Genomic DNA, 23,022 nt, shown 5'->3' with positions numbered 1-23,022 from the left:
GGGTGTTGGCTGTAACGAATTATTTAATTAGGGGCGGTCTGGCTGATTTTTCAGTTTCTGGCTGTCTGCGTCTCTGTTTATTGCGGTTGCTTATTGGTTTTCGGGTCGTGATGTTTTGATTTTATGTTGAATTATGCTCTGTGGTTAAATATTAAATCTCTTCCGGGTGCTTCGGTATTTTGTAAGCGGTTCGTAAGCTTTGTTAAGATATTTGCCTATAGGCACGCTGTGCCGGCGGGTCTTGGTTCTTAGCTCTCTTTTGTATATACAAATTTAAGTAGCGATTTTTTCTTAGGTCTTAGCATGGCTGATACCCCGTACGAGAGAGACAACGACAGAGCATCGTTTGTGGTCTGGAGTCACACCAGTGTTGCGCCTGCTGTGAGGGCGCAGACCCTGGGGCAGCAACCTGTGTGTATTTGGTTTACCGGCTTGTCAGGCTCAGGCAAATCAACTCTCGCCAATGCGCTGGAGGTGAAGCTGCAGCGTGCGGGGCTGCATACCATGCTGCTGGATGGCGACAATGTGCGCCATGGTCTGTGCAAGGACCTAGGAATGAGTGCCACTGATCGCCATGAGAACATTCGCCGGGTGGCGGAGACAGCCAGGCTTATGGTTGATGCCGGCCTGGTAGTGATTGCTGCGTTCATTTCTCCCTTTCGCGAAGATCGAGCTCGGGCCCGCGAGCTGTTTGAGCCTGGGCAGTTCTTTGAGGTTCACCTACAGACATCGTTGGCGGTATGTGAGGCGCGCGACCCGAAGGGCCTGTACCGCATGGCGCGCAGCGGCAAGATCGCCGATTTCACAGGTATCGACAGCCCTTATGAAGAACCTGAAAGCCCGGAGGTGAGGCTGGATACTGCAGCCCATGGCGTCGACGCGCTTGTGGCGCAGTTGTTGAGCAAGGTTTTCCCCGAGCGGTGGTCGTCTTGATTGCTAACTACTCTGCCGTTCTGGCTTGGCTGTCGAGCTTTGTTGGCCGCTTGGTACGAGTAGCCCCCCTGCAAGTGCTGGTTTCGATTCTGGTTTCGCTGTCTTCGCAGGTCTTTCAGATCGTGGCTTTTCTATTGCCGCTGAAGGTAATGATCCTGCTTGGCTCACATGGAGTGCCGGGCTACTTTCCTCGATTCCTGGCGGGTATCGAGCGAGAGCGGCTGATCTTGCTGCTGTCAGTAGCCGCAGTGCTCTTGTACATGATGCATCTGCTGATGGACTTCATTGGGGCGACCTTCGCTCGAGTGGGGAGCGACCGGCTTATCGTGCAGCGCCAAGAGGGTGAGGCGTTTGCGAAGCAGCAGAAGATTGCCCTGAGCTGTTATCGAGGGATTATCACGATAGCTGGCGGCTCGGCATTTGCTCTCGGCGTATTGATCTTTCTGGGCTGGAGCAACGGCCAGTTGCTGGCTGTGGTACTGGGTTATTTCGCTACATGCGCTTTGCTCTCTGCGTTGGTGTTTACATGGCTGCCGACTCTGCTCGATAAGGCTGTTGTGCAGTTCCCTCGTTTGATCGATGTGCTGTCTGCCTGTGGCTTTTTGCTGGTGTTCGGCTTTTTGGTCATGGGTTTTCTCTATGGCGAAGCCAAAGGGCTGCTGATGGGTATTCTGATCCTGTTGCTGTGCCGGCAGATGTTCAGCCGTCTGGCGATGGCGCTAAAGAATATCGCGCGCCTCTACAGTCAACGTGAGCGGGTCCTACTGGTGCTCGGTGGGCAGCAGATAGGAGCATTCGATGAAGAGGAAGATGGGGACGAATCCTTTCGTGATCCGCTTGAGCGGGCTGACGAACTTGCTGCCGAGCCGGTAGGGCTTCTTGATGGTGGGGGAGGTGAGGCGCTTCTTCGTCGGAGCGAGCCAGGGCAGCCTGACTTCTGGGGCATTGCCGCCCCTGAGCACTGTGCGAACTGGGTGAGGGACGCGCTGAGTGCGGCGGGCATGAGTGCCTGTGAGACGCACATCGAACAGTTGGATGCGGGACGCAAAGGTGAGCTGACGCTGCACTTGGCATGCACTGGAGCAGGGCAGAGCGCAGAATACTTTCTGTTCAAGCTATTCAACCGCCAGGAAGCGAGACGGGTGAACCGCGCTGCGGCCTTGCTGGCTCTGTATCCGGGTGAAGCTGCGGTAAGGCTGCGGACGGTTATTGAGCACGATGGCTTCGCGGCACATCTGTACGATTGGGCGGAGCAAGTAAGTCCGCCAGAGAATATTCAAGCGGTTTACGCATGCAGGGAGCAGATATTTATCGAATCTTGCACCTGGCAGGTTCCGGAGGCGCTTCTTGCCACATGCCAGCCGGGCAGCCTGGTCGAGCGCTGTAATCCGGCATTGTGGGCGCGTTGCGTGGCCTTTTCGCGCTGGCTGGATGCCGATATCCGGCAGTCTGTGAATACTTTCGCGGCCGTGCCATTACGCCTGCAGAGTGCGCTCGGAGAGCTTCCCCTGCGCCTCTATCATCCGGACATCACGCTCGACAACACATATGTACTGGGGGGCACCCAGAAGGCGCTCAGGTGGGAGAGTTGGGCCCTCGAACCAATCGGCAGCGGATGGCCTCTCGAACTTGGGCTGGCGCGGTTGGATCAGGTCTTTGCGCAAGCCTGTGAGAGCAGCGAGGAGCTTCGGAGCTTGTCTCCATTGCAGGTGCGGCTAGCGGCTCTGGCCTTTGCTTTCGAAGAGCGCTGCGCTCGCTGGGCCTACCTTGAGGCGTTCGCCTTGCTCGGGGAGCTTCTTGACACCCTTGACGCTTTGGATCGCTAACGGAACGGTTTTCGCTAGCAGAATTTTGTGAATTTCGACCATGGCTATCGGGCCATGGCCTAGGGGGATGTTTGGCACGTGTTGCAATGATCGTCTGGAACGAGTTTCGCAATGATGCTCGTGTTCTCAAGGAGGCGGAAAGCCTGACTGCTGCAGGACATCGCGTCATTGTGCATGCGTTGCATGCGCCAGGTATTACTCAGGCGCGTGAGGTGGTTTCCACTGGCGTTGAGGTGGTGCGTGTGGCCCGCAGCCCATTCTGGCGCCTGCGTCGTACTACGTCCCCGGGTGCTCCTACGGTATCGGTTGCTAACGGTCGCCTTGGGCGCATGGGGCCTGCCATGCAGTTGCTGCGCATCGCTGCGCGCGCCTGGACCCACTTGGCACTGCTTTGCCACATGGTGCGCCTACGCGCCGACGTGGTGCACGCGCATGATGTGAATACCTTGCCTACAGCCTGGCTGGCAGCCCGGCTTTCGGGCGCGCGACTGGTCTATGACGCTCATGAGATCAGCACCAGCCGTGAGGGCTATACCAGTTTTCGCAAGCTGGTTGCCATCGTCGAGAAGCACCTGATGCCGCGCGCCGATGGGACCATTACGACGACCGAGGCGCGCGCCAAGTTCTTTGCCAGGGCCTACGGCATTGCGCGCCCGTTGGTGCTCCAGAACCGCCCTCGAGAGCAGTCGCCCCAGGTTTCCAATCGTATCCGTCAGGAGCTCGATCTGAATGAGCCCTGGCCTATCGTGCTCTACCAGGGCGGAGTGCAGCAGGGACGTGGCCTGGAGCGGTTGGCACGAATTGCAGGACAGGTTCCGGACGCTTACTTCGTCTTTGTCGGCGGTGGGCGTCTGGATGCCAGCCTGCGGAAAATTGCACAAGAGCTGCAGATCGAGGAGCGGGTACGTTTTATTCCGACCGTCGCGTTGGCCGAGCTGCCGTCCTATACCGCCTCGGCCGATATCGGCGTGCAGCCAATCGAGAACACCTGCCTGAACCACTACACCACTGACTCCAACAAGCTGTTCGAGTACGTGCAGGCTGGCCTGCCAGTAATTGCATCGGACCTACCGGAGATTCGTCGCATCGTGCGCCAGCATGACCTCGGCCTGCTGGTGCCGGAGGGCAACAGCGAGGCACTGGCTGGTGCGCTGCGCCGCATGGTCGGCGACGCCCAGCTGCGCGCACATCATGCGGGTTGCGCCCGTGCGGCGGCGCCCACCTTGAGCTGGGAGGTGCAGGAGAGCCAGCTGGTTGAGTTGTATCGCCGGATTCTCGGCCAATCGAGACCTTTTGCCAGCTAAGCGACCATGACGGCCCTCGCTCACGACACCAAAGCCAACTATCGCCCGGATATCGATGGCCTGCGTGCTATCGCGGTGCTGGCTGTGGTGTTGTTCCATATCGATGCCAACCTCATACCCGGAGGCTTTGCCGGAGTCGATGTCTTCTTCGTTATCTCGGGTTTCCTGATCACCGGCAACATCATCAAGGATGCTGGCTCGGCCCAGGGTTTCTCTTGGGGCGAGTTCTACCGGCGGCGTGCGCTGCGCATCCTGCCGGTGCTGTTTGTGGTGCTGTTGGCCACCCTGCTGGTTGGGCATTTTGTACTGCTACCCGAAGATCTTAGCGCGTTGAGCTATTCGTCCCTGGCGGCGATATTTTCTGCTGCCAACGTCTATTTCACCTATTTTCTTGATGTCAGCTACTTCGCCGATGACAGCAACCTGCAGCCGTTGCTGCATCTCTGGTCGCTGGGGGTAGAGGAGCAGTTCTACCTGTTCTGGCCGGTCATCCTGCTTGCGCTGCTGACGCGGTTTACTCGGCGCTGGCTACTCTCGGCTACGCTGCTGCTGATGTTCGCGTCCTTCGTGCTGGCGGAGGTGCTGATCCCCAAGGAACCTATGTTTGCCTACTACATGCTGCCGGCCCGAGCCGGCGAGCTGATGGTGGGTGCCTTGCTGGCTATCTGGCTGAGCCGTGGGCATGCGGTAATGGACAACTGGGCCAGGTTGTTGCTCGGTTTGGCGGGAGCCGGGCTGATCACTGTCAGCATGGGATGGATCACCGAGAACATCGGGTTTCCTGGGGTCAACGCTCTGCCGTCTACCCTGGGTGCAGCTCTACTGATCTGGGCCGGTAGTGGCAGAGGCATGGGTGTGAGCCGGTTGCTGGCCCTGCGCCCGCTGGTGCTGGTAGGGCTGATTTCCTACTCCCTGTATTTGTGGCACTGGCCGGTGCTGGCCTTCTATCGCTATGTCTACGGCGGCGTTGAGCCGTTGGCTGGAATACTGTTGTTTGGCCTGATGCTGTTGCTGTCGGTCGTGAGCTACCGTTGGGTTGAGAAGCCTTGCCGGCGACTGCGCTGGAGTTTCTCCAAAGTGATGTGGCGGCTCGTCGCGATCAACGCTGCAGCTTTGTTGCTGCTCTGCGGCGCTATCCTATGGAGCGATGGTTTCGGCCTATACGGTTTTGATGCGCAGTATCAGGCGGATATCAAGCGTTTGAGCCCCGCGCCGGCTGCCTATTCCTATCCGTATGTATGTCAGCGTCCCCGGCTGAGTGAGGCAGAGCTGCAGAGTAAGGCCTGCATCGTCAATGCCGAGCGGGCACCCTCCGTGCTGCTATGGGGCGACTCCAACGCGGCCCACTATGTCGGCATGCTGGGAGCCTTTGCCGAGGCAAGTGGCTTTGCCTTCCGCAATGCGGCGCACAGTAGCTGCCCGCCTCTGCTGCAGGGAGCAGCTTCCACTCAGAAGCCGGAGCGGCTGGAACATTGCTTGGCCTCCATTGATGTGGTTCGCCAGCACCTAGGCGGCTACTCCACTGTGATTCTGGGGGCGGCCTGGGCCGTTCATGCGCGCAGGAGTGACAGTTTCTTCGAGGATCTCGAAGCTACAGTTGATGAGTTGGTTGGGCAGGGCAAGCAGGTGATCATCCTGGCCAATGTACCGAACTTCCTGGCGGTTAATCGCAAGTGTTTGCAGAAGGCATTTAAGCTGCCGGTGCTCACGTGCAACGAGAGTAGTGCTGAGCGCCCCGGTGTATTACCAATTAATGCTCGGTTGTCGGCGCTGGCAGCGGCGCGGGACAACGTACACTTCTTCGATCCTCGTGGGCAGTTATGCCCAGAGGGGCGGTGCAGCGCCTATCTCGATGGGCGTCTGGTTTATTTCGACGCTAGCCATCTGAGTATGGAAGGCTCCTGGGCGCTCGGTCTGCAGGTTGTGCGAGAGCAAGGCGTGCCTGATTTCTTTGCCCGCCTCGGTGGCGGCATACTTGCGACGGGGGCGCGTCCCTTGGACGAGGCATTGCTTGAGCGTGGTAAGGCAACCTTCAACGTTCCGGTGAAGAGCTGGAGCTCACTGATGCTAGGGGAGAAATGGCGTGGCAATACTCGGCGCGAGAAGCGTGCCGAGGGTATATATCTGGCCGATCTCAGCACTGAGGCTTTCTCGGTCTCGCGCTATAGCTTCGCCGAGGATGAGCTGCTGCAGCTGCAGCAAGGTGCTCCGATCCGCATGCAGCTGACGCTGACTTCCTGCTCGGACGCGCTGCCGCTGTTGCGCCTGAAAGCCCGGCAGGGCGAGCGCGAGAGCCAATACGACGTAATGTTGGACTGTACATCTGCTCAACTGGCCAAGCGTGGGGAGAGTGGTACCTTCGAGGCTGATGTGAGTGTCGCTGCTGGCGAGTGGAAATTGCAGGCCCAGTACACGTTGCCGGGGGGGACAGATGCATTAGAGGTGTCTATTTACCCATCGGTGGGGAAGGTGCTGGGACGTTACGATGCAACCGCGCAGGGAGCCGTTGTTATCCACCATATCGCTTGGGCCATTGCGCCCACTAAGGACTGATGGGCTATGCCTAAGTGGTGCTTTCGATGCGCGGGTGGGCTGAGACCTGATGCCTAAACGAATACTGCTGCTGACCTTCTTCTATCCGCCTGATCTGTCGGCAGGGTCATTCCGCGCTGCAGCCCTGGTGCAGGCGCTGCGTCAGAAGGCTGGTGAGGATGTGCAGATCGAAGTGCTGACGACGCAGCCCAATCGCTACGCGGAGCACTGCCTCGAAGCCGTCTCCGTCGAAGAGTCTTCCGGGCTGTATGTGCGCCGCATCCACTTGCCCCAAATGCGCAGGGGGTTCATCGGGCAGGGAGTATCTTTCTGGCGGTATGTGCGAAAGGTGCAGCGTCTGACTGCCGACAACGAATATGACTTGGTGGTAGCCACCTCTTCGCGCCTGATGACAGCTGTCCTGGGGGCTTGGGTTGCCTACCGAAAAAATGCCCGGCTCTATCTGGATCTCCGAGATATCTTCGTCGAGAACCTCATGGTGCTGTTCCCTTCCCTGTTAGCCATGCCCCTCGGTTGGGTGTTTGGTGCGCTTGAGCGTTGGGCGGTGGGGCGCGCGCAGCGAGTCAATCTGGTTTCGCAGGGCTTTCTCGGGTATTTCCGGCCGCGCTACCCGACGCGGGACTTCGCTGTATTTTCCAATGGTGTGGACGAGGCATTCGAGACCTTTGCGGACTCTGCCGAGGTATTGGTCTCGCGTCCCGATGGGGAGCTGCTACAGGTGCTGTACGCCGGGAATCTCGGTGATGGACAGGGTATGCACCTGATCTTGCCTGAGCTGGCTCGGCGTCTGCGGGGACGGGTGCATTTTCGCGTCGTGGGTGCAGGAGGGCGCCTCGACGCGTTACGCGACGCCCTGCAAGTTGGTGAAACCCTGGACAATGTCGAGCTACTCGTTCCGGTGGCGCGGAAACAGCTGCTGGAGCTATATCGGGAAGCCGATGTGCTGTTCCTGCACCTCAATGATTTCCCTGCCTTCAAACGCGTCCTACCGTCGAAGCTTTTCGAGTATGCGGCTACGGGAAAACCTGTCTGGGCGGGAGTAGCTGGATACGCTGCGGAGTTCATTGCTTGCGAGGTAGGCAATGCCGCAGTCTTTGCGCCATGTGATGTCGAGGGTGGCGTGAGGGCTTTAGAGCAACTGTCTCTGGCCCCGACCCCGCGGAAAGACTTTGTTCGGACGTTTTCTCGACGAACAATCATGCACGACATGGCAGAGGATGTTCTGGCTTGTATGCAGGATTAGCGCAAGCGCGCCTGAGATGGACAGGAAATAAAAAAGGCTCACCGAGGTGAGCCTTTTTTATTTGGTGCCGGCACCAGGAATCGAACCCGGGACCTACTGATTACAAGTCAGTTGCTCTACCAGCTGAGCTATACCGGCGAAGGGGCCGCCATTATAGCCATTGCTTCGTCTCTGTAAACCAAGCAGAGCATTCCGATTGCGCGACCGTGGGGAATGGTCCCAGCAGGGGAGTGTTTTCGATTGCGCAGGCGTGCTGGGGGCTGGGCCGGATATCAGCAGCGATATGTTTATGCACAAAGAAGAGCTGGGTGTGTGGCGTGCTGCACGGATTTTGTGCGCTGTGCCCGTGTTTCGCATAACGATATGTTTTTTATGGATTTTTTATCTTTGATCAAAAAAGATGCAAGCGCCTGAGGCTCAGGCACAGCAGGCTTTGCAGGGAGTTCTGCAGAAACTGCGCACAGAGTTATCCACAGCTTCTGTGGATGAACGCTCAGTCTCGCTCGGCGAGGAGCAGGAAGTTGCGCGGGGTCAGTTGGTAGGGGCAGAAGGTGCCCAGGCGTACCCGGTAGCCGTGCTCTTCGAGGAACAATGCGCGGTCGAGCAGTAGCCATAGTTCCAGTGGCCGGCGGAACAGACCGCGCACCAGTTCCAGGTTGCGCACCTGGGCCAGGCGCTGCCAGCCGGCTGCCTCAAGGGCGGGCCAGTCGTTCACACCTTGTAGTTCTAGGCCCTTGAGTGCGGCCAGGTCGTGGCAGTAGGTGGCGAAGTCTTTGGTCAGCCAGCTGACTGGCAACGAGGGCGTCGGCAGGTACTCGTCGACGCCGCGCTGCTGGCGTTGGAGCAGGTCGAAGGCCAGGCGCCGGGCCATGGATTGGTTGCGCTGGCGGCGCTGGCGCTGGCCGGCGGTGACCGTCTCGGCCAGCGGCAGGCTCAGGTCGTCCTTGGACAGACGCAGGGTGGATGTCCGTGCTGCTGTCGACAGCGCCTGGTAGTGCTGCTCGGCAATGCGGTTGTAGCAACAGGGCGCTACCGCCAGTTGCGTGCAGCCCACCGCGCTCGCCAGTTGCAGCAGGCGCACGTGCAGGTCGCCACAGGCATGCAGGGCTACCGGGCTGTGTTCGGCGTGCAGTCGTTCGCCGGCATCCGCGGCCAGCACGTCCTGTTGCAGATGGTTTGCCTGGAGGTGCAGGCGCTCGCTGAGGCGCAGCCCGGCTTCCACCAGTGCCGGATCATATTCCAGGCAGGTCAGCTGCTGGCCGCCCTGGGCCAGCAGCCGGCCGAGGTGGCCTTTGCCCGAGCACCAGTCCAGCCAGTGGCTGGGCTGCTGCTGGAACTGCAGACGTTCGGCGAAGGCCTCGATCTGTTGCCACTTGCGTCCCGGAACATCGACATCCATGCGCCGTGGCAGGGCGCCCAGCGAGCGCGGCGGATGCTCGCCCAGTGCCGCGAGTGCGGCGGCGCGCTGGGCAATGGTGGGGAATGGCGCCGGGGCCGCCAGCAGCTCGGGATGGTTATGCGCGGCTTCGGCCTGCTCCAGACTGCGCTCGCGCAGCCAGGCGGCCAGCTCAGGATGCTCGGCGGCCCAGGGTTGGGTGAGGAAGGTGAAGGGCTTGGGGCGCCACAGGTGCTGGTGGGCGACGATGAAGTCGTCCAGGGCCTGGAAGCGTTCGCGCAGGGCGGGGCCGGTGAGGATCATGGGTGGCGATGATGTGCGGAGATGTCGCGCATTCTATCCCTCTCCCGTTGCGGGAGAGGGACTACGGAGAATCAGCGGCCCTGGCAGGCGTCGACGCGCAGCTTGCGCTCCAGCAGCTTGAAGGCACGCACCATCACGTAGGCGATGACCAGATAGAACACGCCGGCGGCGAAGAAGATCTCCACCGGCAGGTAGGTGCGGGCGATGATCGTGCGCGACATGCCGGTCAGTTCCAGCAGGGTCACGGTGCTGGCCAGGGCGCTGGCCTTGAGCATCAGGATCACTTCGTTGCTGTAGGCCGGCAGGCCGATGCGCGCGGCACGCGGCAGGATGATGTAGAGCATCGATTGCGCGCGCGACATGCCCAGCGCACGCGCTGCCTCGACCTCGCCGGGCGGCACGGCCTGGATGGCGCCACGCAGGATCTCGGCGATATAGGCCGCGGTGTGCATGGTCATGGTGATCACCGTGCACCAGTACGGATCACGCAGGTAGGGCCACAGCGGACCCTGGCGCACTGCATCGAACTGCGCCAGGCCGTAGTAGACCAGGAACAGCTGCACCAGCAGCGGCGTGCCGCGGAAGAAGAAGATGTAGCCGTAGGGCAGGGCGCGTACGTACCAGTGCTTGGAGGCGCGGGCGATACCCATGGGCAGGGCGAGGATCAGGCCGGCCATGACGGCGATGGCGACCAGCTCGACGGTCAGCCAGGCGCCTTCGAGGAGCCTGGGCAGGTACTTGTAGATTACTTCCCAGTTCATCAGGCGCTCCGGACGAAGCCGCGGCTGGCGCGCTTCTCGAGGAAGTGCATGCCGATCATGGCGATGACGGTCAGGCCCAGGTAGATGAAGGCGGCGACCATATAGAAGGTGAAGGGCTCCTTGCTCGCGGTCACGGCGATCTGCGAGCGGCGCATGATCTCTTCGAGGCCGATGACCGAGACCAGCGCGGTGTCCTTCATCAGGATCATGAACAGGTTACCCAGGCCGGGCAGGGCGATGCGCCACATCTGCGGCAGGATCAGCTTCCACAGGATGCGGCCCTTGGACATGCCGAGGGCCATGCCGGCCTCGCGGTGGCCCTTGGGGATTGCCAGGATGGCGCCACGGAACACCTCGGTGGCGTAGGCGCCGAAGCACAGGCCGAGGGCGATGGTGCCGGCGGCGAAGGGGTTCAGTTCGAGGCTGCCGACGCCGAGGAATTCACCGAGGGCGGCCAGGCCGCTGACGGTGCCGAAATAGATGAGCAGGACCCAGAGCAGCTCGGGTACGCCGCGCACTATGGTCGAGTAGGTGCCGCCAAGCCACTGCAGGGGCTTGTGCGAGGAAGTCTTGGCCAAGGCGCCGAGCAGCCCGAGCACCAGGCCGAAGGCCAGGGCGGACAGGGCCAGCTGGATAGTCACCAGCGTGCCGGCGGCGAGGGCGGGGCCGAAGCCGTGCAAGTCGAGGATCATGGGAGGCTACTGCAGAATGACGGCCGCCGCCCGAAGGCGGCGGCGGTCGGACGCATCAGTAGATGCTGAACGGGAAGTACTTGTCGTTGATCTGCTTGTAGGTGCCGTCTTCGACGATGGCCTTCAGCGCGGTATTCAGCTTCTCACGCAGCGGGTCGCCCTTGCGCACGGCGATGGCGATCTTGTCGTTGTCGAAAACCGGCTCGCCCTTGAACTCGAAGTCCTTGCCGGCATCGCTCTTCAGCCATTCCCAGTTGACGAACTTGTCGGCCAGCACGCCATCGAGGCGGCCCGAGGACAGGTCGAGGTAGGCGTTTTCCTGGGTGTCGTACAGCTTGATCTCGACGGTGTCGGACAGGTTGTCTTCCAGCCAGGTGCCGGCGATGGTGGCGCGCTGGGCACCGATGACCTTGCCCTTCAGGCTGGCTTTGTCGGCCTTGAAGTCGGAGCTCTTCGGCGCGATGAACTGCAGCTTGTTGGTGTAGTAGGCGTCGGTGAAATCAACGGCGACCTTGCGCTCTTCGGTGATCGACATGGAGGCGGCCAGGAAGTCGAACTTCTTGGCGTTCAGGGCCGGGATGATGCCGTCCCAGTCGGAGGTGACCACTTCGCACTCGGCGCCCATCTTGGCGCACAGGGCCTGGGCGATCTCCACGTCGAAGCCGCCTACCTTGCCGCTGGCGTCGATCAGGTTGAAGGGAGGGTAGGCGCCTTCGGTGCCGATCTTCAGTTTGTCAGCGGCCATGGCCTGGGTACCGAAAGCCAGAGTGGCGACGGCGGCCAGCAGGATCTTCTTATAGTTCTGCATGCGTGTTGCTCCTAGTGATTGCTGGACATGAATTGTTTACAGCGAGCCGACTGCGGGTTGTTGAACACCTGCTCGGGCGATCCCTGTTCCTCCACCAGACCCTGATGGAGGAAGACCACTTCACTGGACACCTGGCGAGCGAAGTTCATCTCATGGGTGACCAGCAGCATGGTGCGGCCTTCGTCGGCCAGCGCGCGGATCACGTTAAGCACTTCCTGTACCATTTCCGGGTCGAGGGCCGAAGTCGGCTCGTCGAACAGGATCACCTTGGGCTGCATGGCCAGGGTACGAGCGATCGCGGCGCGCTGTTGCTGGCCGCCGGAAAGCTGATTCGGATAAGCATGGCGCTTGTCGGCGATGCCGACCTTGGCCAGCAGCGCCTCGGCCACCTCGGTGGCTTCTGCGCGACTCTGGCCCAGCACGCGACGGGGAGCCTCGATGATGTTGTCGAGGATGGTCATGTGCGGCCACAGGTTGAAATTCTGGAAGACGAAGCCGATCTCGCTGCGCAGGCGATTGATCTGCTTGTTGTCGGCGGCGATCAGGTCGCCGTTCTTCGCGGCCTTCAGCTTGAGTTCCTCGCCGGCCACCAGGATCTGGCCCTGGTGCGGGTTCTCCAGCAGGTTGATGCAGCGCAGGAAAGTCGACTTGCCGGAGCCGGAGGAGCCGAGGATGGAGATCACGTCGCCGTCGCGTGCGGTCAGCGAGATGCCCTTGAGCACTTCGAGCTCGCCGTAGCGTTTGTGCAGGTTGCGGATTTCCAGCGCGGGCGTTGCCTCGGCCATGGGGGGTCCTCTTGTTATGCGGATGCGCTCCGGCTGCTGACCGCCTTCCTAGCGTGCGGCTGAACCTAGCATAGCGCCAGCAGCAGCGCCAAGCAGGGTTCCGGCCACGTGCAGTGCGGTTGCGGCCGGTTGTCGCATCGTGACAGTTGTGTGTCGCGCTCAAACAAAAAAATTGCCAGGAGCAATTTTTGACGTCGCTCGCGGACGGCCCGAAGGGGCTCCGCCAGGGATGGTGGAGACCAAAAGCCCGATGCGTGTGGGGATCGGGCTTCGACGGTTCCGGCCGGGGCATGGGGCCCGCTCGGAGCGGCGCGCAGTGTACTGGAGCGTCCCGGCCAGGTGAAGTGCAGGGCACGCTGGCCAATGGCCAGGGCGAGAGGCTTCTTGCTAGAGTCCACAGGCTCCCCAGAGGATCGGGTCGAGCTCGACCCATCTCCAGGGAGTGCGCCATGTCGCAGGCACCGCAGTCGTCCAGGGCCTTTCACGTCAGCCTGTGGCTGGTCTGCGCGCTGGTTCTGCTGCTGGTGCCGCTGCTGCACCTGTGGACGCCCGTGCAGCGCTGGAGCAATGCACACGGCGACTGGCTGATCCGCCAGCGCGCCGCGCTACAGGCGCCCGACCCGCGCATCGTGGTCGTCGACATTGACGACACCAGCCTGCAGGCCCTGGTCGGCGAGGCCGGCAAGTGGCCGTGGCCGCGCTCGGTACACGCCGAGCTGCTCGAGCACCTGCTGGCGCAGAAGGCCGAGGTGGTAGTGTTCGACGTGCTGTTCAGCGAGGCCGATCGCTTTCACCCGGATGCCGACGCCTACTTCGGCGAAGTACTGGCCGGCAGCGGCAGGGTCTACCTGGCCGCGCTGCAGCAGCTGGCCAGCGACCCGGCCAAGGCGCCGCTGATGACCAGCTACCCGCCGACCACGGGCCTGCTGCCGGGCAGCGATGCGCAGCAGCGTGGCGTATTGCTGCTGCCGCGTGCGGTTGCCGCCGCGCACTGGAAGACCGGCACCATCAACTTCACCCAGGATGCCGACGGCGTTGGCCGGCGCTACGACATCTATCGGCGCTTCGGCGACTGGCGCATGCCCTCGCTGCCGGCGCGGGTGGCCGAGGATCGCGGTGTGGTTCTGCCGCCCACGGACAGCTTCATGCTCGACTGGCGCAGCGCCGAGCGCGTGCCCTATCCGCGCATTCCTTTCGCCGCTGCCCTGGCCCAGGCGCGTGGCGAGTCAGGCCAGCTGCCCGCCGACTACTTCGCCGGCAAGATCGTGGTGATCGGCACCACCGCCGCCGGCCTCTACGACCTGCGCCGTACGCCGCTGGACGATCTCTACCCGGCGGTGTTCATCCTCGCCACCGGCATCGACAACCTGTTCAACGGCCAGCAGTTGCAGGCAGCCCCGGCCTGGTCCATGGCGCTGCTGGGCGTCGCCCTGCTGCTCGGCCTGCAGCTGCTGTTGCTGCGCGAGCGCCTGCTCGCCGCCAGCCTGCTGACCCTCGGCGCGAGCCTGGCACTGCTGCTCGGCTCCTACTTATTGATATTGCAGGGCGTGCTGGTCACGGTGCTGCCCAGTCTGCTGGCGCTGTGGCTGCTGCTGGCCCTGGCCCTGGCGGTGTTCTACCGCCGGCGTCGGCAGCAGCTGTCCAATACCATCAGCATGTTCAGCCGCTTCCTCGATCCGCAGGTGGTGGCACAACTGGTCGCGCGCGAAGACCCGCAGGCGCTGCTGGCCAGCCGCGAGTGTCAGCTCACCGTGCTGTTCTCCGATATCCGCAACTTCACCACCATGTCCGAGCGGCACAGCGCCCAGGAGATCATGCAGATCCTGGAGAACTACTTCGCCGGCCAGGTCGATGTGCTGTTCCGCCACCGCGCGACCCTCGACAAGTTCATCGGCGACGCGATCATGGCCTTCTGGGGCGCGCCGCAGGACAACCCCAACCAGGCGGTGGATGCAGTCAACGCAGCGCTGGAGATGATCGACAACGTCGAGCGCTACCAGCGCGATTTCGACCACCCCGACTTCGACATCGGCATCGGCCTGCACACCGGACCGGCGGTGGTCGGCATGGTCGGGACCAGCCAGCGCTATGACTACACTGCGATTGGCGACACGGTGAACCTGGCCAGCCGCATCGAGGGCCTGACCAAGGGACGTGCGCGCCTGCTGGTATCGGCCGCGACCATGCAGGCCTGTGGCGATGCCTTCGACTTCATACCCCACGGCGATTTCCAGGTGAAAGGCCGTGTCGAGCCGGTGACCCTCTTCGAACCCAGGAGAAAGACGCTATGAGAAGTACTCTTACCGCTGCCCTGCTGATCCTGGCAGGCTGGCTGGGCAGCGCCGTGGCGCTGGCCGAAGTGCGCAGCGGCATCACCGTCGAGGCTACCGCCCTGCGCGAGTCGGCCTCTGCAGGCGCCGCTGCGCTGCAGCAGCTGCCGGCGCAGACGCGCCTGAGCGTGCTCAAGCGCCAGGGCGGCTGGTACCAGGTGCAGACCGGCGCCGGCCAGCAGGGCTGGGTGGCCATGCTGGCAATACGTTTCGACAAGTCCGCCGCAGCCAGCGGCGGCAATATCGGCTCGCTGCTCGAGGGCAGCACCGCGGTGGAGCCGGCCAGTGGCGTGGCCACCGGCGTGCGCGGCATCAGTGACGACCAGGTGGGCGGTGGCGGCGGCTCCGGCAGCCTGGCGCTGCAGCATCTGGATCGCTATGCGGTGACGCCGGGCGCTGCGCGCGCGTTCGCCCAGCAGGGCGCACTGCGTAGCCAGTCCATTGCCTACCCTCACTGAGCCGGAGACCGAGCCATGCACAAGATCTTCTGCCGTAGCGCACTGCTCGTCGCCATCTGCGCCGCGCTGCCCGCCTGCGAGAACCTGCAGGCCCTCGAGGGTGTGCAGATCCAGGGCGTCGACCTCACCCCGCTGGCCAGCGCCGGGCGCAGCCTCAGCGACATGGGCGAGAAGACCCAGGACGAGGAGCTGGTGATTGGCGCCAGCACCGCCGAGCTGCTGCTCAAGCAGGCGCCGCTGCTGGATAACGCGGCCGTGCAGTCCTACGTCAACGAGGTCGGCCGCTGGGTCGCCCTGAACAGCGAGCGGCCCGATCTGCCCTGGCGCTTCGGCGTGCTCGACAGTCGCGTGGTCGGCGCCTATGCCGCACCTGGCGGCTATGTGTTCGTCACCAGCGGCATGCTGGCGCAGATGAACAGCGAGGCCGAGTTGGCCGGCGTGCTGGCCCACGAGGTGGCGCACGTGGTGCAGAAGCACCATCTCGATGCGATCAAGCAGAAGGCCGGCGCCGGCCTGCTTGCCAGCGTCTCGCGCTTCGCCCTGCAGGCCAGCCAGGCCAACTCCGGGAGTGTCAGTAGCAGCGATCCGGCGGCCACGCAGAAATTCGACCAACTGGTGACCAACCTCTATACCCGCGGCTTGGACCGTGGTGACGAGTACGAGGCCGACCAGATGGGCGCGGTTATCGCCGCACGCGCCGGCTACGACCCATACGGGCTGGCCAACGTGCTGCAGGACCTGGGCACCATGAAGCAGGACGATGCCACCCTGGTGACCTTCCTCAAGGTGCACCCGAACATCAATGATCGCCTGACCCGCTTGGAGCCCACCTACCAGTACCTGGACAAGGCCGCTGCCGGCGGCAGCCAGCAGACTCTGGAGCAGCGCTACCAGAAGGCGTTATCGGCCAAGTGAGAGAGAAGGGCGGCCATGAGCCGCCCTTTTCATCAGTGCTGGTGCTTGTCGCAGGGCTCGTAGTCGCAGACGTGGTGCGCATACACGGGTGCGCCAGCGGGCGGTGTCGGCGCTGCCGGCAGCGCCACACCCTGGGCTGGGTTGAGGTAGCAGCGCGAGTCGATGAACACCTGCACCAGGTCGCCATCCAGCAGGCCGCTCTTCACTTCCGACTGCAGGATGTCCAGGGCCTTGTCCACCGGCACCGCCGGCTTGTAGGGACGGTCCGAGGCGGTCAGCGCGTCGTAGATGTCGCAGATGGTCATGATCCGTGAACCGCAGGGAATCTGCTCGCCAGCCAGGCCCTTGGGGTAGCCGCTGCCATCGAGCTTCTCGTGGTGCGCGGCGGCGATTTCCGGGATGCCCTGCAGCGCCGGGGTCCAGGGAATCAGGCTGAGAAATTCGCGGGTGTGCACCACGTGACGCTCGATCTCCGCGCGCTCGTCCTGGGTCAGGCTGCCGCGGCGGATGGCCAGGGCGCCGAACTCGCTGTCCGAGAGCAGGCCGATCAAGCTGTCGTCGTGGCTCTTCACTACGTGGCCCTGGATGTCCTGCAGGTGGTGGAAGTCGCCCTCGGTCAGCACGCTCGGCTCGTTGGCCTTGAGGATGTCGCGTAGGTACTGATCGAGGCGCTCGCACTCGACCGCCAGCTCGGCCTCCCATTGCAGGCGCAGCTGCTCGTCCAGCGTGCCGTACTGCCGGTAGGCCTGCAGCATGCGGCGCAGGGTCTGGTTCTGCAGGCTCTCCTTGGCCAGCGCCACGCGGTAGCGCAGGTTGTCGACCACCGGATCGGGCAGCTTCTTGGCCTTGGTCAGCACGTGCTCGCGCACGCCGACCTTGCCGAAGTCATGCAGCAGGGCGGCGTAGCGCAGCTCGCGCATGCCCTCGTCGCCGAGCGCCTGGTTGCGCAGGTGCGCGTGGGGCGCCAGAGGCAGCTGGCGGGCGAGGGCGATGCACAGGTCGGCGACGCGGAACGAATGGCCGGCGGAGGTCGGGTCGCGCTGCTCGATGGCGAACACCGAGGCCTGCACGAAACCGTCGAACAGCTGGCTGATGTCGTCCAGCAACTGGCGGTTCTCGATGGCCACCGCGGCCTGGCTGGCCAGCGCGCGCAGCGAGGCGGCCACCACTTCGGCGAAGGCGATCGCCTCGCCCGCAGCATTCTGGCAGTTGATGAACTCCAGCACGCCGACCACCTCGTGGCGGTGGTTGAGCATGGGAATGGCCAGCAGCGACATGGTGCGGTAGCCGACCTGCATATCGAACGAGCGGTTGAAGCGATAGGGCGCGTCGGGCGGGATGGCGTAGGCGTCGGCGATGTTCAGCTCGGTGCTGGTCAGCGCCACGTAGCCGGCGATCGAGGCCTTGGTCAGCGGCATGCGCTGCTCCTGGAAACGCGTCGGCATCGAGCTGTTCTGCGTCAGCTTGAACAGCAGCTGCGGCAGCTCGCCCTTCTTGTCGACCAGGAACAGCGAGGCGGCGTCGCTGTTGGACAGGCGCCGGCCCTCGGTGAGGATTTTGCTCAGCAGGCGCTCCAGGTCCTTCTCGGCGGACAGCGCCAGGCCGACATCGACCAGCTTCTGCAGGTCGCCGTCCTTGTTCTGCAGGGCGGTGGCCAGCTGATCGGTCTTCTGCTTCAGGTGGAACTGTTCGGCGGCGAAGCCGAGCAGGGCGAGCAACTCGTCCTCGCTGGCCGCCTCGGGCAGGGGCAGGACGCCGGGCGGTGCATCGAAGGCTACCAGGCTGGCGCCACGGGTCTGCCATTCGCCCAGCTCGCTGGCACGCAGCAGGCTGTTGTCGAGCAGCAGCACTTCCAGGCTGCCCGGCTCGATGTCACTGGCGCGCTCCACGCCGCGCAGCTCGATGCCGGCGCGGGTGAGACGGGTGTGCAGGCTGGTCTCGGCGAAGAGTGGGCTGTGCCCCACCGTAAAGCTGGCTGTCATCACTGATTACCCTCGGCGGCGCGCCGACTCTGGGCGAGGAGCGCTCGCCAGAGTATTGCACCGGTCGCTGGGGGCGGCCAGATCAGCGGAGGGGCGTTCGTCGCGCCGTGCGCCTCACTCGGCGCGGGCTGCAGCCCTGCGGTGGCGGAGGATTTCGATCACGCCCGGCAGGATCGAGACAAAGATGATCGCCACGATCAGGTAGTGCAGGTTGCTCTGCACCACCGGCAGGTTGCCGAAGAAGTAGCCGGCGTAGCTGAACAGGGTGACCCAGATGACTGCGCCGATCACGTTGTAGGTGGCGAAGCGGCGGTAAGGCATGTGGCCCATGCCGGCGACGAAGGGAGCGAAGGTGCGCACGATGGGCACGAAGCGGGCGAGGATGATGGTTTTGCCGCCGTGCTTCTCGTAGAAGGCCTCGGTCACTTCTAGGTAGCGGCGGCGGAAGATCTTCGAGTCCGGGTTGGCGAACAGCTTGGCGCCGAAGAAACGGCCGATGCTGTAGTTGACTGCGTCGCCGAGGATGGCGGCGATGATCAGCAGCGCGACCATGATGTGCACGTTCATCGCGTCCTGGGTGGCGATGGCGCCGGCGACGAACAGCAGCGAGTCGCCGGGCAGGAAGGGCGTCACTACCAGGCCGGTCTCGCAGAAGATGATCAGGAACAGGATGCCGTAGATCCACGGCCCGTAGGCGGCGGTCAGCTCCGCCAGGTGGCGGTCGATGTGCAGGATGAAGTCGATGACAAGCTGGATGAATTCCATTTGGGCTCCTGCGGGTGCCTTCCTACACCGTAGATAGCAAAAACCCCTGAGACCTTGCGGAATCAGGGGTTTCTATATTTTGGTGCCCAGAGACGGAGTCGAACCGCCGACACGGGGATTTTCAATCCCCTGCTCTACCAACTGAGCTATCTGGGCAACGGGGCGCATTAAACGGATTTGAACGGGTAGTGTCAAGCGAGGAAATGAAAAAAATTTCAGTGCAGACGGGCGGTTACGAGTTTTCGGGGTGGCGCGGGCCGTTTCCGGCCCGCATCCGCATCAGGCGCTCGGTGGCACGTAGCCGTCGGCTTTGGCGTAGTCCTCGCCGGAGAGGAACTTGTCCATCTCGGCCTGGAGGAACTTGCGGTCCTCGGCGTTCATCATGTTCAGCCGACGCTCGTTGATCAGCATGGTCTGGTGCGCCTGCCACTCGTCCCAAGCTTTCTTCGACACGTTGTTGTAGATGTCCTCACCCTTGGCGCCAGGGTAGGGCGGGCGATCGAGGCCGGGCAGGTCTTCGTTGAACTTGCGGCAATGGATGGTACGGCTCATGAGATTTCTCCTGCATTCAGTGCTTCCGCGGCTCGCTTGAGGAGCTTCTTCACCGGGGCGGCCAGGCCCAGGCGCGGCGGGCTGGCGAGGTTATACCAGAGCCAGTCGCCCTCGGCCACGGCGGGGCTGGCCTGCTCGGCGGGCACCAGCCAGGGCTCGATGGCCAGCTGGAAGTGGCTGAAAGTATGGGTCAGCCCGGCCAGTTCGCGCGGGTCGCCGAGGCGCAGCGAGTGCTGGCTGGCCAGTGGCGCGAGGCCGGCCAGGTCGTCCAGCTCCGGCAGGCTCCACAGGCCGCCCCACAGGCCGCTGGAGGGGCGGCGGTAGAGCAGGATGGCGCCTTCGTGGTTGGCCAGCAGCGGCATCAGCGTGCGCTTCTGCGGCAGGGCCTTGCGCGGCTTGGATTCCGGGAAGTCGGTCTCGCGGCCGAGCAGGTGCGCACGGCAGCCATTACGCACCGGGCACAGCAGGCAGCTCGGCTTGCTGCGGGTGCACAGGGTGGCGCCCAGGTCCATCATCGCCTGGGTGTAGTTGTTGACCCGCTCATGCGGGGTCAGCTGTTCGGCCAGCTGCCACAGCTGGTCGGCCACCTTGGGCTCGCCCGGGTAACCGTGCTGGGCCTTGTAGCGGGCCAGCACGCGTTTGACGTTGCCGTCGAGAATCGGCGCGCGGAGGTTCATGCTCAGGCTGGCGATGGCGCCAGCGGTGGAGCGGCCGATGCCGGGTAGTTCGGCGAGCTGCTCGACCGAGCGCGGGAACTCGCCGCCATGCTGCTCCACCACCGTCTTCGCCGCCTTGTGCAGGTTGCGCGCACGGGTGTAGTAGCCGAGGCCGGTCCACAGGTGCAGCACTTCGTCTTCCGGTGCCGCGGCCAACGCCTCTACCGTGGGTAGGGCCTCCATGAAGCGGTCGAAGTAGCCGAGCACGGTGCTGACCTGGGTCTGCTGCAACATGATCTCGGAGACCCACACCCGGTAGGGGGTGATGCCCTGTTGCCAGGGCAGGTCCTTGCGGCCGTGTATGTCATACCAGGCCAGCACGGCGCCATTGAACTGCTCGGGGCTCATCGGTTGAACAGGCCCTTCAGTGCGTCCTTGAGTTCCGGGCTGACCTTGTCGCCGAGCTTCTCTTCCAGCTTCTGGTTGAGCTTGTCGCCGGCCAGTTTGGCGGCGATCTTGCCGAGACCGTCCTTGTCCAGGCGGCAGGCCTTGGCGCCCAGTTCCAGCGGGCCGCGGCAGCGCAGTGGCCATTCCAGGCCGACATAGCGCTCGTTGACCTGGCAGGCCGGGTCCGGCATCGCGCCCTTGTCGCCCTCGATGACGATGCCGACGCGGTAGTCCATGCCCAGCACGCGCAGATCGAGGTCGCCGTCGCCGTTGACGGTCAGGCCGGGGATGCGCGCCTTGAGGTCGGGGTTGCTGGCCACACCGTTGGTGAATTTCAGGTTGCCGTGCAGCTCCTCGAAGGGGGTGTCCTTGCCGCGTGGCTCGCCGGACAGCGACTTGCGGTTGAGGGTGGCGATGCCCTGGCACAGCTGCTGTTCGAGGTTGGCGTCGACCAGCACGCCGTCGCTCAGGCTGAAGCTGGCGGTGCCGTTGAGGGCGTCGATCCAGGCCTTCTCGCTGTTGCCCTGGGTGCGCACGTCGGCGCTCAGGTCCAGTTGGCCGCGTACCGGCGCCTTCTCGCCGCGGGCCTCGATCAGCTTCTCCACCGGGATGCGCTTGAGCTGCTTGTTGGCGGTCAGCAGCGGGATGGCCTGGCGGGCATCGAGCTGCGAACGCACAGCGAATTCGCCGCCGTACAGGTCGCCGCGCAGTTCCTTGAGGTCGATCACGCCGCCCTTGGCGGTCAGACCGATGCGTGCGTCCTCGACCGGCAGCTTGCTCAGGGTCAGCTGGCCGAGGCTGATGGCGGCCTCGATGTCGAGCTTGCGCAGGGTCTCCAGCGGCAGCAATGGCGTGCTGCTCCAGGCCTGCTGGGTCGGCGCGCTGGGCAGTTGCGAGGTGCCGCTCTTGCCGGCGGCGGCCACGGCATCCTTGACCTCGTTCTTGCGCGCCGCGCCGGCATCGGCATCCTTGTTCTGCGGCGGTAGGTAGCGGTCGAGGTCGAGCTTGTCGCCCTTGAGCTGCGCGCGCAGGGCCTGCTTGGCGAAGTCGTTGACCGCCAGGCTGCCGCTGAAGGTGCTGTCGTCGAGCTTCAGCGACAGGTCATTGAACTGCACGCTGTTCGGCGTGCCGGCCAGGCGGGTGGAGAGTTCGAGGCTGCTCAGCGTGCCCTTGTCGCTCATGGCGGGCAGGGCGACGCCGAGGCCGTCGAGGAATTCGCGCAGGTTGAACTGGGCCAGCGACAGGTTGCCTTCCAGCTGGGCGGTCTTGTCCAGGTTGCGCAGTTTCAGCTCGCCGAGGGCGCGCAGCTGGTTGGCGGAGAGCTTGATGCCGGTCCACTCGGCCACCTGGGCGGATTGGTCGAGCAGCAACTGGCCCTGGCTGGCGAAGGTCAGAGTCTTGCCGTTGAGCGGCTCACCAGAGGCCTCGCCGGCCAGCTTGATGTCCTGCAGCTGGTAGCGCTTGAGGGCGCGGTCGAAGCGCAGCAGGCCCTGCAGCTCGGTCTTGGCACGCAGCACCGGCTGGTTGGTGCCGAGGAAGGCCAGCAGTTTGACCGGGATGTCGGCGCCTTCGCGGATGGCGCCAGTGGACAGCTCGATGCCCTCGGCACTGAATTGCTTGCCGCTCTTGGCGTCGTGGTAGTCCACGCGCGAGTTGCTGATGGTCAGGCTGTCGATGTCCAGCTTGACCGGCTTGCCGCTCTCGTCAGTGGTCTGCGCGGTGGTTTCGCTCGGCTCGCCCGGTGCTGCTGGCGCCGGTTCGCTCGGCGCAGGCTTGGCCGGCTGGCCGACGCCTTCCCAGTTGCCGCGGCCCTTGTCGTCGCGCTGCAGGGTCAGGTCGAGGCCGTCGACGCGGATGTCGCTCATCTGCACTTCTTTGTACAGCAGCGGTAGCACGCGTACCGACAGGCCGAGCAGACGCAGGTTGGCGAAGGGTTTTTCCGGGGTGTCGGCGCTGGCCAGGGTGGCGTCGGTCAGCTCCAGGCCGAGCCAGGGGAACAGGCTCCAGCCGATATCGCCGTTGAGTTTCAGCTCGAGGTTGGCCTTGTCGCGGGCCAGTTGCTGGATCTCGTCCTTGTAGTCGTTGGGGTCGAACAGATGGGTCAGGGCGAAGCCGAGCGCGACGATGATCAGCAGCAGGCCAAGCACTACCAGACCCAGGATTTTGCCAAAGGCTTTCATGGACCAGTCCTTGTGGGGGAGTTCTTATATATAGGGGCGGGAGTATAACGCCGCCTCGCAGCGAGGCGGCGACCCGCGCCGCGATCTCCGGGCTGGCAGGCGCCCGGTCGGTGCCGTGGTCGGCAGGCTTTGG

Annotated in this window: 18 protein-coding genes and 2 tRNA genes; 8 read left to right on the top strand and 12 right to left on the bottom strand. The window is 63.5% G+C overall.

Features of this window, described 5'->3' with window-relative positions; translation table 11 throughout:
- The first annotated feature begins 303 nt into the window (after window positions 1–303).
- From cysC to PTT45_RS05440, 5 genes are all read left to right on the top strand, one after another.
- The gene (cysC, locus tag PTT45_RS05460; protein WP_273811959.1) at window positions 304–933 is read left to right on the top strand and encodes an adenylyl-sulfate kinase; all 630 of its coding nucleotides are present in this window, start codon (window positions 304–306) and stop codon (window positions 931–933) included.
- Window positions 930–2,759, top strand: a complete 1,830-nt coding sequence (locus tag PTT45_RS05455; protein ID WP_273811958.1) for a hypothetical protein — start codon at window positions 930–932, stop codon at window positions 2,757–2,759. The genes cysC and PTT45_RS05455 overlap by 4 nt, the downstream gene beginning before the upstream one ends.
- A gap of 86 nt (window positions 2,760–2,845) precedes the next feature.
- A complete protein-coding gene (locus PTT45_RS05450) occupies window positions 2,846–4,063 on the top strand; it encodes a glycosyltransferase family 4 protein (protein WP_273811957.1) in 1,218 nt (405 codons plus the stop codon).
- Between the two features lie 6 nt (window positions 4,064–4,069).
- Window positions 4,070–6,616: an acyltransferase family protein gene (locus PTT45_RS05445; protein WP_273811956.1), complete on the top strand. Its 2,547-nt coding sequence runs from the start codon at window positions 4,070–4,072 to the stop codon at window positions 6,614–6,616.
- Between the two features lie 49 nt (window positions 6,617–6,665).
- A complete protein-coding gene (locus tag PTT45_RS05440) occupies window positions 6,666–7,859 on the top strand; it encodes a glycosyltransferase family 4 protein (RefSeq protein ID WP_273811955.1) in 1,194 nt (397 codons plus the stop codon).
- Between the two features lie 62 nt (window positions 7,860–7,921).
- Here the strand turns inward: PTT45_RS05440 and PTT45_RS05435 are convergent.
- The 6 genes from PTT45_RS05435 to PTT45_RS05410 form a co-directional block, all read right to left on the bottom strand.
- Window positions 7,922–7,997, bottom strand: a tRNA-Thr gene (locus PTT45_RS05435).
- Between the two features lie 355 nt (window positions 7,998–8,352).
- Window positions 8,353–9,558, bottom strand: coding sequence for a methyltransferase (locus tag PTT45_RS05430; RefSeq protein WP_273811954.1), 1,206 nt, complete (start codon window positions 9,556–9,558; stop codon window positions 8,353–8,355).
- Window positions 9,559–9,629: 71 nt separating this feature from the next.
- Window positions 9,630–10,319 (bottom strand): ABC transporter permease, encoded by a 690-nt coding sequence (locus tag PTT45_RS05425; RefSeq protein WP_273811952.1) that lies wholly within the window; start codon window positions 10,317–10,319, stop codon window positions 9,630–9,632.
- The gene (locus PTT45_RS05420) at window positions 10,319–11,011 is read right to left on the bottom strand and encodes an ABC transporter permease (RefSeq protein ID WP_273811951.1); all 693 of its coding nucleotides are present in this window, start codon (window positions 11,009–11,011) and stop codon (window positions 10,319–10,321) included. The genes PTT45_RS05425 and PTT45_RS05420 overlap by 1 nt, the downstream gene beginning before the upstream one ends.
- Before the next feature lie 55 nt (window positions 11,012–11,066).
- A complete protein-coding gene (locus tag PTT45_RS05415; protein ID WP_273811950.1) occupies window positions 11,067–11,819 on the bottom strand; it encodes an ABC transporter substrate-binding protein in 753 nt (250 codons plus the stop codon).
- 11 nt (window positions 11,820–11,830) lie between these two features.
- Complete coding sequence (locus PTT45_RS05410; RefSeq protein ID WP_273811948.1) at window positions 11,831–12,604, bottom strand: ABC transporter ATP-binding protein; 774 nt, start codon at window positions 12,602–12,604, stop codon at window positions 11,831–11,833.
- 449 nt (window positions 12,605–13,053) lie between these two features.
- Here PTT45_RS05410 and PTT45_RS05405 point away from each other — a divergent pair, with 449 nt between their 5' ends.
- From PTT45_RS05405 to PTT45_RS05395, 3 genes are read left to right on the top strand one after another with little or no spacing between them, the layout of a single operon-like run.
- Window positions 13,054–14,895 carry a CHASE2 domain-containing protein gene (locus tag PTT45_RS05405; protein ID WP_273811946.1) on the top strand — a complete coding sequence of 614 codons (1,842 nt, stop codon included), beginning with the start codon at window positions 13,054–13,056 and terminating at the stop codon, window positions 14,893–14,895.
- Window positions 14,892–15,392, top strand: coding sequence for an SH3 domain-containing protein (locus tag PTT45_RS05400; protein WP_273811945.1), 501 nt, complete (start codon window positions 14,892–14,894; stop codon window positions 15,390–15,392). Before PTT45_RS05405 ends, PTT45_RS05400 begins: the two co-directional genes overlap by 4 nt.
- Window positions 15,393–15,407: 15 nt before the next feature.
- A complete protein-coding gene (locus PTT45_RS05395; protein ID WP_273811944.1) occupies window positions 15,408–16,307 on the top strand; it encodes a M48 family metalloprotease in 900 nt (299 codons plus the stop codon).
- 32 nt (window positions 16,308–16,339) lie between these two features.
- Here the strand turns inward: PTT45_RS05395 and PTT45_RS05390 are convergent, their stop codons facing one another.
- The 6 genes from PTT45_RS05390 to PTT45_RS05365 form a co-directional block, all read right to left on the bottom strand.
- Window positions 16,340–18,289: an HD domain-containing phosphohydrolase gene (locus PTT45_RS05390; RefSeq protein ID WP_273811943.1), complete on the bottom strand. Its 1,950-nt coding sequence runs from the start codon at window positions 18,287–18,289 to the stop codon at window positions 16,340–16,342.
- Window positions 18,290–18,403: 114 nt separating this feature from the next.
- Window positions 18,404–19,054 carry a DedA family protein gene (locus PTT45_RS05385; RefSeq protein WP_273811941.1) on the bottom strand — a complete coding sequence of 217 codons (651 nt, stop codon included), beginning with the start codon at window positions 19,052–19,054 and terminating at the stop codon, window positions 18,404–18,406.
- 80 nt (window positions 19,055–19,134) lie between these two features.
- A tRNA-Phe gene (locus PTT45_RS05380) sits at window positions 19,135–19,210 on the bottom strand.
- A 123-nt stretch (window positions 19,211–19,333) separates the two neighbouring features.
- Complete coding sequence (locus tag PTT45_RS05375) at window positions 19,334–19,606, bottom strand: oxidative damage protection protein (RefSeq protein ID WP_192399957.1); 273 nt, start codon at window positions 19,604–19,606, stop codon at window positions 19,334–19,336.
- The gene (gene mutY / locus PTT45_RS05370; protein WP_273811939.1) at window positions 19,603–20,670 is read right to left on the bottom strand and encodes an A/G-specific adenine glycosylase; all 1,068 of its coding nucleotides are present in this window, start codon (window positions 20,668–20,670) and stop codon (window positions 19,603–19,605) included. Before mutY ends, PTT45_RS05375 begins: the two co-directional genes overlap by 4 nt.
- Complete coding sequence (locus tag PTT45_RS05365; RefSeq protein ID WP_273811938.1) at window positions 20,667–22,889, bottom strand: AsmA family protein; 2,223 nt, start codon at window positions 22,887–22,889, stop codon at window positions 20,667–20,669. The genes mutY and PTT45_RS05365 overlap by 4 nt, the downstream gene beginning before the upstream one ends.
- Window positions 22,890–23,022: the final 133 nt, after the last annotated feature.

The organism is Pseudomonas sp. Gutcm_11s (assembly GCF_028649395.1).
Lineage (GTDB): Bacteria > Pseudomonadota > Gammaproteobacteria > Pseudomonadales > Pseudomonadaceae > Aquipseudomonas.
Note: the sequence above shows the minus strand (reverse complement) of the source record. Positions and strands in the feature narration are given on the sequence as shown.

Coding starts and splice junctions, on each gene's coding strand:
- PTT45_RS05430 (WP_273811954.1), bottom strand. CDS start 9,558: ATGATCCTCACCGGCCCCGCCCTGCGCGAACGCTTCCAGGCCCTGGAC.
- PTT45_RS05410 (WP_273811948.1), bottom strand. CDS start 12,604: ATGGCCGAGGCAACGCCCGCGCTGGAAATCCGCAACCTGCACAAACGC.
- PTT45_RS05405 (WP_273811946.1), top strand. CDS start 13,054: ATGTCGCAGGCACCGCAGTCGTCCAGGGCCTTTCACGTCAGCCTGTGG.
- cysC (WP_273811959.1), top strand. CDS start 304: ATGGCTGATACCCCGTACGAGAGAGACAACGACAGAGCATCGTTTGTG.
- PTT45_RS05385 (WP_273811941.1), bottom strand. CDS start 19,054: ATGGAATTCATCCAGCTTGTCATCGACTTCATCCTGCACATCGACCGC.
- PTT45_RS05390 (WP_273811943.1), bottom strand. CDS start 18,289: ATGACAGCCAGCTTTACGGTGGGGCACAGCCCACTCTTCGCCGAGACC.
- PTT45_RS05420 (WP_273811951.1), bottom strand. CDS start 11,011: ATGATCCTCGACTTGCACGGCTTCGGCCCCGCCCTCGCCGCCGGCACG.
- PTT45_RS05440 (WP_273811955.1), top strand. CDS start 6,666: ATGCCTAAACGAATACTGCTGCTGACCTTCTTCTATCCGCCTGATCTG.
- PTT45_RS05365 (WP_273811938.1), bottom strand. CDS start 22,889: ATGAAAGCCTTTGGCAAAATCCTGGGTCTGGTAGTGCTTGGCCTGCTG.
- PTT45_RS05400 (WP_273811945.1), top strand. CDS start 14,892: ATGAGAAGTACTCTTACCGCTGCCCTGCTGATCCTGGCAGGCTGGCTG.
- PTT45_RS05450 (WP_273811957.1), top strand. CDS start 2,846: ATGATCGTCTGGAACGAGTTTCGCAATGATGCTCGTGTTCTCAAGGAG.
- PTT45_RS05395 (WP_273811944.1), top strand. CDS start 15,408: ATGCACAAGATCTTCTGCCGTAGCGCACTGCTCGTCGCCATCTGCGCC.
- PTT45_RS05445 (WP_273811956.1), top strand. CDS start 4,070: ATGACGGCCCTCGCTCACGACACCAAAGCCAACTATCGCCCGGATATC.
- PTT45_RS05425 (WP_273811952.1), bottom strand. CDS start 10,319: ATGAACTGGGAAGTAATCTACAAGTACCTGCCCAGGCTCCTCGAAGGC.
- PTT45_RS05415 (WP_273811950.1), bottom strand. CDS start 11,819: ATGCAGAACTATAAGAAGATCCTGCTGGCCGCCGTCGCCACTCTGGCT.
- mutY (WP_273811939.1), bottom strand. CDS start 20,670: ATGAGCCCCGAGCAGTTCAATGGCGCCGTGCTGGCCTGGTATGACATA.
- PTT45_RS05375 (WP_192399957.1), bottom strand. CDS start 19,606: ATGAGCCGTACCATCCATTGCCGCAAGTTCAACGAAGACCTGCCCGGC.